Origin of the sequence: Acinetobacter baylyi DSM 14961 = CIP 107474 (assembly GCF_000368685.1) — a bacterium.
In the GTDB taxonomy this organism is placed as follows: domain Bacteria; phylum Pseudomonadota; class Gammaproteobacteria; order Pseudomonadales; family Moraxellaceae; genus Acinetobacter; species Acinetobacter baylyi.
The window spans coordinates 676,657-692,810 of sequence record NZ_KB849628.1; the positions used below are offsets into that span (position 1 = coordinate 676,657).

Annotated in this window: 16 protein-coding genes and 1 CRISPR repeat array; of the genes, 5 read left to right on the top strand and 11 right to left on the bottom strand. The window is 39.0% G+C overall.

Annotated elements, in window-relative coordinates:
- Positions 1-21: 21 nt before the first annotated feature.
- From hfq to tsaE, 4 genes are all read right to left on the bottom strand, one after another.
- Positions 22-546, bottom strand: a complete 525-nt coding sequence (gene hfq, locus F952_RS12600; RefSeq protein ID WP_004928218.1) for an RNA chaperone Hfq — start codon at positions 544-546, stop codon at positions 22-24.
- Positions 547-636: 90 nt separating this feature from the next.
- Positions 637-1,581: a tRNA (adenosine(37)-N6)-dimethylallyltransferase MiaA gene (gene miaA / locus F952_RS12605; RefSeq protein WP_004928221.1), complete on the bottom strand. Its 945-nt coding sequence runs from the start codon at positions 1,579-1,581 to the stop codon at positions 637-639.
- A 6-nt stretch (positions 1,582-1,587) separates the two neighbouring features.
- Entirely contained in the window at positions 1,588-3,549 is a 1,962-nt protein-coding gene (mutL, locus tag F952_RS12610; protein WP_004928223.1) for a DNA mismatch repair endonuclease MutL, read from the bottom strand.
- A gap of 1 nt (position 3,550) precedes the next feature.
- Positions 3,551-4,018, bottom strand: a complete 468-nt coding sequence (gene tsaE / locus F952_RS12615) for a tRNA (adenosine(37)-N6)-threonylcarbamoyltransferase complex ATPase subunit type 1 TsaE (RefSeq protein ID WP_004928225.1) — start codon at positions 4,016-4,018, stop codon at positions 3,551-3,553.
- A gap of 134 nt (positions 4,019-4,152) precedes the next feature.
- Between tsaE and F952_RS12620 the strand changes: the two genes are divergently transcribed.
- From F952_RS12620 to F952_RS12630, 3 genes are all read left to right on the top strand, one after another.
- On the top strand, positions 4,153-5,067 hold the full coding sequence (locus F952_RS12620; protein WP_004928227.1) for an RluA family pseudouridine synthase: 915 nt from the start codon (positions 4,153-4,155) through the stop codon (positions 5,065-5,067).
- A 109-nt stretch (positions 5,068-5,176) separates the two neighbouring features.
- Positions 5,177-5,506, top strand: a complete 330-nt coding sequence (locus F952_RS12625; protein ID WP_004928229.1) for a type II toxin-antitoxin system RelB/DinJ family antitoxin — start codon at positions 5,177-5,179, stop codon at positions 5,504-5,506.
- Between the two features lie 93 nt (positions 5,507-5,599).
- On the top strand, positions 5,600-6,043 hold the full coding sequence (locus F952_RS12630; protein ID WP_004928231.1) for a GNAT family N-acetyltransferase: 444 nt from the start codon (positions 5,600-5,602) through the stop codon (positions 6,041-6,043).
- On the opposite strand, the gene F952_RS12635 is transcribed toward F952_RS12630, so the two are convergent.
- Positions 6,036-6,743, bottom strand: coding sequence for a pseudouridine synthase (locus tag F952_RS12635; RefSeq protein WP_004928234.1), 708 nt, complete (start codon positions 6,741-6,743; stop codon positions 6,036-6,038). The two genes, F952_RS12630 and F952_RS12635, sit on opposite strands and share 8 nt — an antisense overlap.
- 63 nt (positions 6,744-6,806) lie before the next feature.
- A CRISPR array of direct repeats spans positions 6,807-7,194; the repeat unit is 28 nt; unit sequence TTTCTAAGCTGCCTGTGCGGCAGTTAAG.
- Between the two features lie 239 nt (positions 7,195-7,433).
- Between F952_RS12635 and F952_RS12640 the strand changes: the two genes are divergently transcribed.
- On the top strand, positions 7,434-7,889 hold the full coding sequence (locus F952_RS12640; RefSeq protein ID WP_004928236.1) for a DUF441 domain-containing protein: 456 nt from the start codon (positions 7,434-7,436) through the stop codon (positions 7,887-7,889).
- Positions 7,890-8,108: 219 nt separating this feature from the next.
- Here F952_RS12640 and F952_RS12645 read toward each other — a convergent pair whose 3' ends face one another.
- A complete protein-coding gene (locus F952_RS12645) occupies positions 8,109-9,029 on the bottom strand; it encodes a LysR family transcriptional regulator (RefSeq protein WP_004928238.1) in 921 nt (306 codons plus the stop codon).
- 533 nt (positions 9,030-9,562) lie between these two features.
- Here F952_RS12645 and F952_RS12650 point away from each other — a divergent pair.
- Positions 9,563-10,774: an MFS transporter gene (locus F952_RS12650; RefSeq protein ID WP_004928240.1), complete on the top strand. Its 1,212-nt coding sequence runs from the start codon at positions 9,563-9,565 to the stop codon at positions 10,772-10,774.
- A gap of 68 nt (positions 10,775-10,842) precedes the next feature.
- Here the strand turns inward: F952_RS12650 and F952_RS12655 are convergent, their stop codons facing one another.
- The 5 genes from F952_RS12655 to F952_RS12675 form a co-directional block, all read right to left on the bottom strand.
- Positions 10,843-11,790 (bottom strand): nucleoside hydrolase, encoded by a 948-nt coding sequence (locus tag F952_RS12655; RefSeq protein WP_004928242.1) that lies wholly within the window; start codon positions 11,788-11,790, stop codon positions 10,843-10,845.
- A gap of 77 nt (positions 11,791-11,867) precedes the next feature.
- Complete coding sequence (locus F952_RS12660) at positions 11,868-12,719, bottom strand: 2OG-Fe(II) oxygenase family protein (RefSeq protein ID WP_004928245.1); 852 nt, start codon at positions 12,717-12,719, stop codon at positions 11,868-11,870.
- A gap of 124 nt (positions 12,720-12,843) precedes the next feature.
- Positions 12,844-14,094 (bottom strand): NupC/NupG family nucleoside CNT transporter, encoded by a 1,251-nt coding sequence (locus tag F952_RS12665; protein ID WP_004928248.1) that lies wholly within the window; start codon positions 14,092-14,094, stop codon positions 12,844-12,846.
- Between the two features lie 591 nt (positions 14,095-14,685).
- Positions 14,686-15,669, bottom strand: a complete 984-nt coding sequence (locus F952_RS12670) for an ion transporter (protein ID WP_004928250.1) — start codon at positions 15,667-15,669, stop codon at positions 14,686-14,688.
- 135 nt (positions 15,670-15,804) lie between these two features.
- Positions 15,805-16,152, bottom strand: a complete 348-nt coding sequence (locus F952_RS12675) for a hypothetical protein (protein ID WP_004928254.1) — start codon at positions 16,150-16,152, stop codon at positions 15,805-15,807.
- Between the last annotated feature and the right edge of the window lie 2 nt (positions 16,153-16,154).

Here is a 16,154-nt window from a genome sequence, read left to right on the forward strand (position 1 = left end):
CTTTATCAAACGGTTTTAGGATTAACGATTGTTAGAATCGTCTTCCTGACCATCTTCAAATTTAGTATCGTTGTCAAAGCCTGAACCACCTTGACCACCGAAGCCGCCTTGACCACCGAAGCCACCTTGACCACCAAAGCCGCCTTGACCACCGAAGCCGCCTTGACCACCGAAGCCACCACCTTGACCACCAAAGCCAGTACCTTGACCACCAAAGCCGCCACCTTGACCACCAAAGCCACCACCTTGACCACCAAAGCCACCACCTTGACCGCCAAAGCCGCCACCTTGACCACCGAAGCCACCACCTTGTGGAGCACCAGTAGGCGCGCCAGCTGGACGTGGATTACGTGCAGGCACTACGGTTGAAATCGCGTGCTTATAAACCATTTGGCTTACAGTATTTTTTAATAACACTACGTATTGGTCAAAAGATTCAATGTGGCCTTGTAATTTAATACCGTTCACAAGAAAAATAGACACAGGAATACGTTCTTTACGGAGAGAATTTAAGAACGGATCTTGTAATGTTTGACCTTTAGACATTTTATAACTCCAAAAAATTTAAAATCAGCGCAAAAACCATCTTTATTTTTCAATTAAAATTTATAAAAAAGATAGTATGTAAATTTTGCTTTATCCATAAGAGTTTCGCAAGTCTTCTTGAGCCTGCTTAATCGTTAAATAGGTTTTAAAATAGTGCGTTTCTTGCAAAGAACGTAACCAAGTGTATTGACGTTTTGCAAGTTGTCGTGTTGCAAATAATGCTTTATCTTCCATTTCCCTCCTATTATTGTGACTCATATCGCTTTTTAGTAGAAAATCGAGTGCTTGGCGATAACCTACTGATCGCATAGACGGTAAATTATCATTCAAATCGTATTTTTTAATCAATGATTCAACTTCATTTAAAAAACCGATACTCCACATTTTGAACAATCTTTGCTCAATCCGTTTATGTAATTCTATCCGATCTGGTAGCAATGCATAATTATGAAATGTGTAACGATATGGTACGTTTTTAGGCTGTTCTGCCTGCAATTTGGTAATTGGCTGCCCTGTCAAACGATAAACTTCAATTGCACGAATAATCCGCTGTCGATCAGAAACTTTAAATCTGGCTCCCGCAACAGGATCTACACGAGCAAGCTCATCATATACACTTTGCCAGCCTTCCTGTTCTGCCTGTTTTTCAATTGCAGCGCGTACTTCTGCATCTGCACTGGGTAGATTAGTTGAAAGCCCTTCAAGTAAGGACTTAAAGTAAAGCATCGTCCCTCCCACAAGAATAGGCGTCTTACCTTTCATGTGAATTTGGTCAATCAATTGCGTTGCATCTTCAACAAATTGGGCGGCAGAATACACTTCTAACGGCGTAATAATATCAATGAGATGATGTGGATAGAGTGCCAGCTCTTCTTTGGTCGGTTTAGCTGTTCCGATATCCATATCTTTATAAATCAATGCAGAATCAACTGAAATTAGCTCAAAATGACCCCGTTCATAGAGTTCACACGCCAAAGCGGTTTTCCCGCTTGCAGTAGGCCCCATTAAATTAATGACGGGTAAAGTCGATGACATTTTGAATTATTCTCCTCGAGCAAAAAGCTTATCAAGTTGATGAAGTGGAAATGCGCGCCATGTAGGACGACCATGGTTACATTGGCTAGCAAATTCAGTTTGCTCCATCTGACGTAACAGTGCATTCATTTCAGAAAGACTGAGCATACGATGTGCCCGTACAGCACCATGACACGCCATACCTGCCAATATGGTATCTCTTTTTTGTAATAACGCCTGTGCTTCATCATTCGGATCGAGATCGTGCAATAGTTCAGGTATCAGTTTTTCAAAATTTGCTTTTTGCAAAATTGCTGGAACACCTCGCACAATTGCTTGCTCATCACCATACTGATCAATATCTAACCCCAGTCTGAGTAACTGAGATTTTAAATCTTCAATACGTGAAGCCTGCATTCTGGTAATGCTTATTATCTTGGGAATCAATAATTGCTGTGAAATCCAAAATTCAGGCTTATCCCAAGCAGCTTTCATTTGTTGCAGCAGAATACGCTCGTGTGCAGCATGCATATCTACAATAATCAGACCTTCAGTATTTTGAGCCAAAATATAAATACCATGTAACTGGGCAATTGCAACGCCAAGAGGAAACTCGTCGACTCCAGAAACAACATCCGATGATGCTGTAATCGCCGATCCAGATTCTTCTCTTAACGGTGCTAAATAGGTTTTTAATGCATTATTGAGCTGTACAGGATCACGCACTGGCATACGTGTAGAATACTCAACCGTTTTGGGGCGGCTGGCGTTGAACTCGGTGAGTAAATCCGTCGACAGTTCTTTTCGATATTCTATCTGCGTGTCTTCTGCCCTGTTCACTACTGGATTTTCTGTTGCATCTGTACGATGCAACGAAAACTGCTCTTGGTGCTTCGGTTGATCGCGTAGAATATCTTTGGGTTCATTGCTTTTCATGGCTTGAGCCAGATCTGCACTTGCCGTTTGAAATTGTGCCAATGTTTCCTTGGCATGATGCCTTACAAACTCATGTACTTCGCGCTGATTCAAAAAACGGATTTCATGTTTGGTTGGATGAACATTGACATCGACCTGGTCTGGATCGACTTCGAGAAACAGTAGGTAAGCCGAATATTGATGTCCATGCAGAATTCCATCATAAGCCATACGTAAGGCATGAGAGATTGTTTTATCTTTGACAATACGACCATTCACATAAACATATTGCAAATCTGCCTGTGAACGTGCATCAGAAGGATGTCCTAACCAACCAGATAAGCGCATTGAAATACTTTCTGTATCCAGCCAATATGCATTCTGGGTAAACTGTTGTCCGAGTAATTGCTGGACACGTTGGAACCGCAAAACGCCACTGTCTGCTATAGGAAGATTCAGTTTAATTTGATCGTTATGCTCAAGTACAAAACGAATCTCAAAATGTGTCAGTGCCAAACGTCTTACAATTTCTTCAATATGTCCAAATTCGGTTGATGGTTTTTTTAAAAATTTACGGCGTGCGGGTACATTAAAAAATAAATCCTGAACACGGATGTGTGTACCCTTTCGAAGTGCAATTGCCTGGATTTCCTGGTGATCAAATGCCGTTCCATTCACTTCAACCTGATAACCAACGCCATCATCTGTTTGACTACTCATTAAGGATAGCCGTGAGACTGCCGCAATGGATGCTAAAGCCTCACCACGAAATCCTAGACTCACAATGGCATGCAGATCTTCAGGAGTTTTAATTTTGCTGGTTGCATGACGCATCACGGCCAAAGGTAAATCATCAGGATGAATACCCAAACCATTATCAATAATTTCGATCAGCGTCGAACCACCTTGTGCAACCCGTATAATTAGTTCAGTTGCACCTGCATCAATTGCATTTTCTAATAGCTCTTTAACAACAGATGCTGGGCGCTCAATTACCTCACCAGCTGCAATCTGGTTTGCAAGTGCGGGATCGAGGGTATGAATTCGATGAATCTGAACGGCATCATTATGCATATTACAATTTTTCCTTCAGACACTCGTACAACGCAGCATTTTCTAGACTGAATGTAATAAAACGCTGCACATCATCTTCAGATTTTTCAATTTGAATGACGATATTGGCATCTGGGATATCATCACCGCCTTTAGATGGCCACTCAAATAAAAATAATGCATTAGGTACATCCAGATAATCACGGATTCCCATCAGTTCAAGCTCATAAGGATCGTTGAGTCGATAAAGATCAAAATGAAAAATGTCTTTCTGCTTTATTTTATAAGGTTCAACCAGCGTATATGTCGGGCTCTTTACTGCACCTTGATGTCCGAGTGCCTGCAACAAGTAACGTGTAAATGTGGTTTTTCCTGCGCCTAAATCACCAATCAGATAAATAACTCCTTCGGTAAAACACTTGGAAAGTGTCTTAGCTAGATTCTGAGTGTCTTGCTCATCATTCAATGTTAAACGAAAGGAATACTGCATTGTACTCACACATGATTCTGTAGGACTGTGTATAATAACATTGCCAAACTTTAAAAGCCTATTCTGATGATCAAAACTGTACGCTTTTAAGACAACATATTCGATATCAGCACCGCAAAATATCTCGTACTTTTATGATTACTTCAACTGATTTCACCCCACCTATGCTTCATGGCGTGAGTGCAAGTAAAGCCTTTCTTCCTTTACAGCCTAAAGAAATTTTCAAATCTGTTTTTGAGTTTTTATGTCGTCATTTTCCTCATATATCAGCCTCAGAGTGGCAACAGCGCTTCAATGATGGCTTGGTGTTTGATGCACAAGGTCATTTATTGGATTTGAATAGTCCCTATCAAGCCAATACACATATTTTTTATTATCGTTTTTTAGCACATGAAATTCATGTTCCGTTTGAACATTCGATCCTTTTTGAAAATCATGATTTACTGGTGGTCGATAAGCCGCATTTCCTTACCATTAGCCCTACTGGCAAATATGTTCAGGAAACTTTACTGGTGCGCCTTAAACAACAAACTGGCAATGAAGATCTTACCCCTATTCATCGGCTAGATCGAGAAACGGCGGGAGTTGTTTTATTTTGCAAGCGTCCAGAGTCCCGAGGTATTTATCAAACGTTATTTGCAAAGCGTGAAGTTCATAAAATCTATCATGCGATTGCTGCATATAATCCCTTGATTACCTTTCCTCAAACGCTACGTTTGTGCCTAGAAAAAGGAAATCCTTTTTATACAATGCAAGTTAATCCAAATGGTCAGGTCAACAGTGAAACACGCATAGAATGTCTCGCACACAATCAACAATGGGCGAAATACCGCTTATCACCTAGTACAGGTAAACAACATCAACTTCGCTTACATTTATCTTTTTTAAATATTCCCATTAAAAACGATCCATTTTATCCAGTGGTTGAGCACAAAGCAGATGATGATTTTTCAGCGCCATTACAGTTACTCGCCAAGGAATTGTCTTTTTTTGATCCGATTACCCAATCGCCTCTAAATTTCAAATCACATTATGAACTTAACTTGTAATGCTATCGTAATGACATTAGCACTATTATTTTTTTTCAAAACGTTGAAATTACAATTTCTTGCTTTAAAATAAGCTGTTAAAAATTAGAAAATCGTTTGGTTTTTATTCATGCGAAAAACAGAAGTTTATCAGGTTCGACTTGACTCACAAGAGAAGAAACAGGCGTTTGCTGTCTTTAAGCAGTTGGGAATTACACCAGCTCAGGCTGTACGTCTTTTTTTCAAGCAAGTCGTACTCACCAAGTCCATTCCATTTGCAATTGAAAACCAGAATATTGATATGGAACAATTGCTTAAACTTAGAAAAATACGAGCTCAAACACCCGTAAATACACAGCATGAAGCATTAATTGAGGATACAGAATTCAATATGGATGATCATGAAGCTCTATTTGATGAATTAAATGCGTTGCTGGGTGAAAGTGACAAAGCGCAATAGTGTTTCATTTATAAACAAGTTTTAACGTTATTTTTAATTTTTTTTGGTTATGCTTTTTCTCTATGATAAATAATAACAAAGCTGGAGAATTACATGATCGTTCGACGAGCCACTGTAGAGGATTTAAATCAGCTCGCTGTTTTATTTGATGAATACCGTCAATTTTATGGTGCATCTTCAAATTTAAAACAATCTTATGATTTTTTAAAACAACGCTTTGAAAATAAAGAAAGTGTTATTTTTATACATGTCAAAGACGATGTATTCACAGGCTTTGTACTGCTTTACTTGGGATTTTCATCTGTCGCATGTTCGACTTATTATATTCTCGACGATGTATATGTCACTCCTGTTTACCGTCGTCAAGGTTCAGCCATTCAGTTGATCGATACTGCTATCTTATTTGCACGTCATGAAAATGCCCTGAGAATTTCACTAGAAACACAAAAAAATAATATTGAATCTATGCGGCTCTATCAAAAAATGGGGTTCGTCCTTGACGAAGAATTCCAAACCTATCATTGTTTTCTTAAGTGATTTGTTGAGCCGCTAATTTTTGTGTTTCGGTCAGATACATCCACTCACCTTCTGCCAAATTTGGCAATTCTAATTGACCAATCTTATGGCGATGCAAGGCAGTCACTTTGTTGCCTACAGCAGCAATCATTCGTTTGACTTGGTGGTACACACCTTGATGAATCGTCATGCTCAATTGTGTTTCATTGAGCAAAGTAACATTTGTCGCTGCAAAAACACCTTTTTCATTATGTAATTCAACACCTTGTTCTAATTGATGCATTTGATCAACTGTAATTGGATCAATCGTAGCCACATGATATACCTTTGGAACATGCTTCTTGGGATGCGTTAGCGTGTGTAGGTATTGTCCATCATCAGTCAGTAACAACAGCCCTGTAGTATCCTGATCCAAGCGCCCTACAGCCGCAATATTGCGCTGAATTAATAAATCTGGCAGTAAACTGAATACGCTTTGATGATGATGTGGCTGATGAGAACATTCAAAGCCTTTAGGTTTATTTAAAATAATATATACCTTTTCCCGATATACGTAATTTTGATCAAAAACCTGAAAATTAAAATCAGTTAAATCATGAATTCGATATTTTAGATCTTTTTGAATTTCATCTTGTATCGAAACTGCTCCGTTCTTAATAAGTTGCTGACAGTATTTTCTTGAACCAAAACCTTGTGACTGCAACATTTTTTCCAAGAGCATATCGATATCCAGAATAAAAAAGACATCCTAGTGTAACTTATTTTTTTAAGTCAATTGATTGAATAGTTAAGCTGCCTGTGCGGCAGTTAAGTGGATGCGATTTATAAGCTTCAAGAAGCAAGATTTCTAAGCTGCCTGTGCGGCAGTTAAGCAGAAACGGCGGGTACACGTGTCACGGTGAATTTTCTAAGCTGCCTGTGCGGCAGTTAAGATCGCTATTCTGACCCAGAAATTAACAATCACTTTCTAAGCTGCCTGTGCGGCAGTTAAGTCATGATACGTGCAGTACCATCTGCTGGATTATTTCTAAGCTGCCTGTGCGGTAGTTAAGACTTAATGCGGAACCGACATCTGTACTAGTGATTTCTAAGCTGCCTGTGCGGCAGTTAAGTATTGAGCAAGCGATTGACGGTTATGCGCGTTTTTCTAAGCTGCCTGTGCGGCAGTTAAGAGTAAATATTGTTGAGCAATAGTCGAAATATCAAAAACTTAAATCAACAAATTCACTTCTAACCAAAGTTTTTAAGTCAAAATATAAGCATTTGATTTAAATTGATTTTTTAAAGAGTCTAAAATTTTGGGGTAAGCCAGTATAATAGATATTCAATTTACTGTAAAAAGTCTTTCTTTTTCAAGTGTTGGTAAAATCGTTATACAATAATCATTCCTGCAAAACTAACTATTCATACCATGCTCATGTCTCAATTTGATGTCAATTTACTGGTTCTACTCGTTTTACTGGCTTGTGGTATTTTTAGCCAAAATGCGGCGGTAACTATTGCTGCAGGCGTATTAATTGTTTTTAAGCTTACACCTTTAAGTGAATTTTTCCCTTTTTTACAGCAACATGGCCTAAATGTTGGTGTGATTATTTTAACGATTGGCGTACTTACCCCAATTGCCAGTGGAAAATTAAGCGGTGAAACCATTCTCAAATCATTTTTTAGTTATAAATCTATATTGGCTATAACTGTGGGATTATTAGTTGCGTGGTTAGGAGGACGAGGCGTCAAACTGATGTCGAGCCAACCAGATATTGTTGCAGGGTTACTCATTGGAACAGTTGCAGGTGTTGCCTTACTCAGGGGCGTACCAGTGGGGCCACTAATCGCAGCTGGAATTTTATCTTTAGTGCTATGGAATTAATTCTTTTAAATTAAGCAGCGCATGGAAGCTTCTAATTCTATACCCCAATACAGTAGTCAATTCCACCAGGAGCTGTTTTTAGTCTTAAATTTTAATAAAGGTCATTCATTCTCATTCAGCTTATATATTTTCGAGCAGGATATTTAATTTTGATTAAATATCCTCTCTTTTTAACTCATGGTGAGATCTTGTTAAGTCATCATTCAACATAACATATTGCTAGTTAGCATAATAATGAGCACGTTTTTGCGAAAATTTAGCCAATTGCTTTAAGAAACCTTCAAAGTAGCTTTTCTCTTTTTCTTCAATCCGATAGCCAGCATATAAAGTACGGCGTAAACCATTTGCAGAAACGCAGTCAAGACGACGGCTCGTCACCCAGCCTTTTTGCTCATATTCATTAACCACCCAATCTGGTAAAGCCGAAATACCCCGTCCACTGGCTACAAGTTGAATCAACATCTGGGTTAAATCCGTAGTACGGATCTCTTTAGGTTGAATATTGGCTGGAATAAACAGATGTGCCATGATATCCAAACGATGCTTGTCTACAGGATAAGTAATCAGAGTTTGCTCGGCCAACTCCTCAACCGTTACTTTTTCTGCACGAACCAAAGGATGAGTATTAGACAATACCAAACGCGACTCATATTCAAAAATTGGAAAATACTCAATACCTTTTAGTGCAATAGGGTCTGCTGTGATCAAAAGATCAAACTCTCCTGTTTGCAACAAGTCGTGTGGATTGGCTTCGAAGCCAGAAGCAAAGTCAAGATCTACATCAGGATACTGTTGACGATATTGATTAAGTAAGGGCATTAACCAATCAAAACAGCTATGACATTCTGAGGAGAAAACAATACGTCCTGTTTGCCCATGTACAATCCGAGTAATATCGCTTTGTGCAATTTGAATCTGTGGCAAAATATCATCTGCCAATTTAAGCAAACGCTGGCCAACATTTGAAAATGTCACAGGACGACTACGGCGGTTAACTACCTCAACACCGTACCAGTGATCAAGCTCTTTTAATTGATGAGATATAGCCGAAGGCGTCAGACACAAATCATTTGCAGCAGCAACCAGCGAACCATGCTCACGTAAAGCCAGTAAAGTTTTTAGATGACGAATTTCGAGCATGTAGAACAATCTCTCAAATACTTGCAGTGCTGAAAATCTGAAACTCTTTAATTTGCGATTTTCAATGCTTTCATTTTAAACAACTGAACAATGATTCATCCTTTAAGCGAATGAATATAAAAAACCTAAGCGTCTCACCTTTAATGAGCGATGACTGTCACATCTCACACCCTTAAAAATAAAAGATAGAGCCTAAGCCATATCATGAATAAAATTCATTATAACACAAAATTAATGAGTTTATTTTAACATGAATATTATTTTAATTTTGATGAATATATTCTACTCCTATAAATTGAAAATATCCTTTTTAGCAATTCTGACTATTCATATGTCAAAATTTGAGTTGCAGAAAAGATCTAAATTCTTATATGGGAATCAATTATTAAGCAACTGATAAATATAAAATTTAAATATTTTCTATTTTAGATTGAGCATTTGTTGAACCCAGTAATAGACACGAAAAATGTCTTAACTTTACTACGCAGTTTCCACTATAATTCCTTGCTATTTTATATTCTCTCCAATTTTTTATGTCTTCTTCATCAAATACATCGGTTCCTCCCATCCGACAGTATCCCCTATTTCTTATTATTTTAGCACTTGCTACAGGTGGTTTTTGTATTGGTACAACCGAGTTTGTGGCCATGGGTCTCATTCAGGAAATTGCAGCCGATTTACATATTAGCGTTCCACAAGCAGGACATTTCATCAGTGCCTATGCTTTAGGTGTAGTTATTGGTGCCCCGGTGATTGCGATCTTGGGCGCACGCGTGCCGCGCAAATCATTACTTCTAGGATTAATGCTGTTTTATGGCGTTGCCAATGCTTTGACAGCCTTAGCGAAAACACCAGAAATGGTTCTGATATCACGTTTCATTGCTGGTTTCCCACACGGGGCATATTTTGGTGTAGCTGCACTGGTTGCCGCAGAACTGGCTGGCCCTAAAAAACGTGCATCAGCAGTTGCACAAGTGATGATGGGATTGACCGTAGCAACTGTTTTAGGCGTTCCACTTGCAACCTGGATTGGTCAACAATTTGGCTGGCGAGCAGGTTTTGAATTTTCTGCTGCAATTGCTTTTATTACTTTAATTTCGGTGGCTATTTTTGTTCCGCACATTGCAGTCAGAACAACAGCCAGTATAAAAACCGAACTGGCTGGTCTTAAAAATATCAATATGTGGCTGACATTGGCTGTAGGTGCAATTGGTTTTGGTGGCATGTTTTCTGTATATAGCTATGTATCACCTATTCTTACAGAATATACCAAAGTCAATATTGATATCGTCCCGATTGCATTGGCCATTTGGGGTATTGGCATGGTCATTGGTGGCTTGGTCGCTGGATGGTTGGCAGATAAAAATTTAAATAGAACTCTAGTTGGTGTCCTGATCAGTTCTGCACTTGCGTTTATTCTTGCCAGCTTTCTTATGAGTAATATTTATACCGCCATAGCAGGCCTATTTTTAATTGGTATTACGGTGATGGGGCTTGGTGGCGGCTTACAAATGCGTCTCATGGATGTTGCTGGCGATGCTCAAGGCGTAGCTGCTTCCCTCAATCATTCTGCATTTAACATTGCCAATGCACTCGGTGCATTCTTGGGTGGCTGGGTATTGAGCCATCAAATGGGATGGATTGCGCCAATCTGGGTAGGCTTTGTTTTAAGCCTCGGAGGGTTGATTATTTTACTGATTGCCTTTGCTGTCGAGAAAAAAACTTCGTCAAATCAATGCGCTTAATCTTGTTAAACTTTTGAATGAATCACCATGATCAATATCATGATGATTCATGCTATTTAAGATACAATCTACTGATACGTTGCCAGACGCTCTGATAGCAAATCAAAGAAGCCATCACGATCAATATCACGTAAATATTCTGCATTTGCAGTGCGACCAGTGACATTCCACCAGTCTGCAACCATAGCGCCCACTGTCAATGGGCTATCCGCTTCAATCTCGACATTGATAAAACGACCAGAGAATAGTTCAGGTTTGATCATATAGCCGATGACACAAGGATCATGTAATGGTGCGCCTTCAGAACCGTATTTTTCCATATCATAACGTTCAAAGAAATCTGTCCAGGCTGCTACAGCAGGACCGACCTGATTATCCATACGGCGCAAACCATCGACCCATTCTTTCGAGGTTAAGACTTGATGTGTGACATCAAGTGGAATCACAGTTAATGGAATACCCGCAGCAAATACAATTTTCGCTGCGTCTGGGTCAACAAACATATTAAATTCTGCCGAAGGTGTAATATTTCCTCCTTCAAAAAAGCCGCCCCCCATCAAGACAATTCGCTTAACTCGCGCTGCAATATCTGGAGCTTTTAATAGTGCCTGAGCAGTATTGGTCATCGGCCCCAAAGAACAGATCGTAATTGTTTTCTCAGGTGCATTTCGCAGAGTTTCAATAATAAAATCAACTGAGTGCTGGGCCTGCAAAGGCATTTGCGGCTCAGGTAACTCAATACCATCGAGTCCTGTTTTTCCATGTACATTTTCGGCGGTAATTAATGGACGTTTCAACGGACGATCGCATCCAGCGAAAACAGAAATATCTGGACGTCCAGCCAATTCACATACTTTACGTGCATTTGCACTGGTCAATGCCAATGGCACATTTCCAGCGACCGTTGTAATCGCAAGTACCTTTACTTCAGGGCTCGCCAGTGCCAATAAAATTGCAACTGCATCATCCTGACCTGGATCTGTATCAATAATAATTTGATGAGGAGAATGTGTCATTCACTTACCCTTATATAAAATATCCTGAATTTCAATCAGAAATTCATCATTCAATAACCGCTTAATCACATGCTCATTTAGAGCAAGATTTTTCCATCCTGAATGACTTTGAGTTCACGCATGCGTTCTGCATGATAGCTGCCTGCGGTATAGCGAGCTGACAACACCACATCACCACGCGGCTGTAAAAAGAACGGCATAGAAATTCGTTCTTGCAGGCGATCCTGATCTTTATATTTCACAACACGATGTGTGGTAGACGGATAATAAAATTGCGACGCTTCTTGCAACATATCGCCAATATTAATAATCAAAGAATTTGGCTCGACAGGCACATCATACCACTCGCCCGTTGCATCTTTAACTTGTAACCCTGGTGCTGTGGCCGCAGGCAAGATGGTAATCAGATTAATATCTTCATGCGCCGCAGCACGAATATAATCATGGTCTACATCGACTGGGGTATACCTTAAAACACGCAATAAGCTTTCAGAACCTTCAATCATGGCGGGTAAAGGCTCATGATAGGCATTTTGCACATTTGATGGAGAAAAGTCCTGAATCCATTGTAATAGCTGCTTGGCAAGTATTAATGCCTGCTCATAATAATGATGTGTATTTGTCGATAATTCATGAGGAAAAACGCCAGATGGAAAGATATGAAAAAACTCTTTCAAATCTTTAACTGTTTCTCCTTTTGCTGTTTCAGACAAATCCGTCGGGAAAAAACCACCTTTTTGCTCGGGACGAACTCGATATTGATTTTTAGCATCCGACTTAAAAAATGCCAACCATTCGGTATAGATCAACTGGATCAAGGGCCAATCTAATGGATGATTCACGATGACAGCAAATCCAGTATCATGCAAAGACTGTGCAAAAAGTTGTCCTGCATTTGAGGCAGAGTAGTCAATGGTCGCAATATGCATAGAAGCTCCATATTTATGATACTGATCTAAGCAAAAAATAAGCCGTATTTATGTCGTAAAATACGGCTATTGGTGTATGTATTTATTTAACATCAAAGATTAAAACAAATACACATCGGCACTTTTACATCGAAAAACCAAGACAAATTCCTGCAATGGTTGCACTCATCAGGTTTGATAAAGTTGCTGCCAGTAAAGCACGCACAGCCAGTTTGGAGAGTACGGGTGTGAGTTTTGGTTCTACCATACCAAACGCCCCTAGCACGACACCAATCGAACTAAAGTTTGCAAAGCCGCATAAACCAAAAGAAATAATAGCAGCGGTATGCGCCGAAATTGTATGATCTGCCAGATGTGGTGACAGACTTAAATAAGCTACAAACTCGTTAATGACCAGTTTTTGTCCAAGCAATGCACCTGCAAGTTGAGCCTCATTCCAATCAACCCCCATGACATAAGCCAAGGGTGACAAAATATAGCCGAAAATGGCATCTAAACTTAAGCCTGAATAGCCAAACCATCCGCCCACAAAGCCGAAAATACCGTTGACCAGACTCAGCAGGCCAACAAAGACCATAATGACCGTTCCGACACCTGCCGCAATTTTAAGACCCATCATGGCACCGTTGGCTGCAGCTTCGATAATGTTCGATGGACGCTGTTCACCAAACTCAAGATCTGTAACTTCAACTGTTGATGGCTCGGTAGCAGGACTGAGCAAACGGGCAAATAAAATACCCCCTGGAATCGCCATTAACGATGCTGCTAATAGATATTCCATAGGAACACCTAAACCTGCGTATCCCACCAACACCGAACCAGAAACAGCAGCCATTCCACTACACATCACTGTAAACAACTCATTTTTATTCATACGCAATAAAAATGGTCGAAGTGCAGCAGGCAATTCATTTTGACCAATAAAAATAGTCGTCACTGCAGCGAAAGATTCTACTTTACTAATCCCTAAAGCCTTTTGAAAAATTCCACCTAAAACTTTGATAAAAATCGTCATAATCTTGAGATAGTAAAGAATGGCGATCAATGCAGTTACAAAAATAATGGTGGGTAAAACTTTAAGTGCAAAAATAAAACCGCCACCATGAAATACGGTATTCATCTGGTCGCCCACTAACGCACCAAACAAAAATGCACTGCCTGCATCCGCATAACCAATCACGTGGTTTACGCCTGAAGCAAGCTGTTCAAATAAATACTTACCCATTGGAACATATAAAATAATGATCCCGAGTAAAAACTGTAAACCGAGAGCAGGTAAAATCGTTCTCACTTTGATTATTCTTCGATTATTGGAAAAGATATATCCAATCAATAGAAGAATAAAAATACCGATTAAACCACGATATTCAAACATTCTTATCTCCGTAACATAAGCACACCTCATTCACGCCACAGATCATTGAGTTCATCAGTTTCTTAAACAAAACTGACCTACTGTTCTGCTGATAGCATGCGCTTACACTACACAATCACGCCATTCAGTGATGCTTAACAATCACTGATTTAGAAAATGAGGAAATGGAGACAATACAAAGATCATGCCATCGTCAATGAATGACATCGATCCAAATTGTCATACCAATCATGATTTTGCCTGCTTTCAATTCAAGACAAACAAATGAAATAGCACAAAAATAAACGTTTGTTTTTAAACAATTATTTATTTTGAGTATTTATCGGGCGGTAAATTTAACAAAATTTCACATAGATATCGAATCTTTTTTTAGCCTGTAAAATCATTTTTGTTGTAAAAATTCGATCAATATTTAAAAATTTATAATTTTTCTTTTTATAATGAGCACTTAATTATATCAAAATCATAACAAAATTTTATAAATTCTTAAGTTTTTATTTATGACTAAAATTCGATATTTTCATGCACACTTTTTAGACCAAACGATAAAAAATAGTGCATAGATGATGCTTATTCAAACTCTGACAAGATTTATGCATCTGGAAGTTTTTCACCACAATGGGGACAATACTTATATTTCTTGCGTTGTTCTTGTTCATCTAATTGTTGTTCTTTAATTAACTGAAGAATAATTTCATGCGTTTGCTCACGACTGAGACCTACTTTTTTGCGGATTCTCTCAATTTCTTTTTCCTGATTGAGATAGTCAATCTGGTTAGAAATTAAAAGCTCTCGAAACTCCTGTTCTAGACGTTGATTACGTAAATTTAATTCGTTAGCAAGACCAGTCGCTAAAATACCCGCAGGTAAAGCTGCCAGCCCCACACCTAAAATGGTAATGACTGCACCTAATAGACGACCAATATTGGTCACAGGTGTGACATCTCCATAACCGACTGTCGTCAGTGTAACCACTGCCCACCACATCGATTGCGGAATCGAGCTAAACACTTCTGGCTGGGCTTTATTTTCTACAACATAAATCCCACCAGCAGCCATGACAATCATAATCATCAAAATAAAGACGACAGCCTGAAACGATCCCTTTTCACGCTCAATCACTGCAAGTAAAATCTGTAATGACACAAAATATCGGGTAAGTTTGAGAAGCCTGAGTAATCTGAGAATCCGTAAAAAACGCAAATCGATATGTACAAAAAAATTAAGATATGCAGGTAAAATTGCCAACAAATCGATAATTGCGCCACCACTACTGACCCATTTTAAACGTGCTTTCCATGCAGCAAGTTGCGGATACTCCTCTGCGACACACCAAATTCGTAAAATGTATTCAACCGTAAAAATCACAATTGAAATTTTTTCAAAACCGTCAAAATAAAGTTGATACTGGCTATATATTGAATCAATTGATTCCAATAGCACGGCCAATACGTTCGCAACGATTAAAAGCACCAGCAAATAATTGATGAATTGACTCAGCCGACTTTCATAATTCGGGTTATGCAGATGATTATAGACACGTCTACGTAGCGTGAGAGAAGCAGATTCGGTCATATCGATATTGTATTATGCTTATGTCTATAGACTGAATCAATCTAGCATAATCCTGCCTCTTCCCCCACAAGGTTTGATGGACTTTAATAAAAAAACAAGCACGTTTCGTGCTTGTGGAGAAGATTCGATATAGAGTTAGGCTGCTTTAGGGTAAGTAATGGTTTGACCTTGAATCAAGCGCGTCACAGCATTTGGATTAAAGCTCAACGTCAGAATATGATTATCCAAACTAATACGATATTGTGCAACCAAAGCCTCCCGACCTGTTTCAGTTTCAATCACATATTCATCGACAATATTTAAGATGCCTTCCAGATTGGTACTGCTTGATGCAAAATCATGATCAAACAAATCATAGATTGTATTTAGGTTGAAGGTTTCTTGCACATCAGAAGGATGTTTTTTGACATGGTTTTCCAAAAACAGAACCAATTTGTGCGCATAGAAATAATAGTTCGGCTTATGGGTATAATGTAAATTCATTT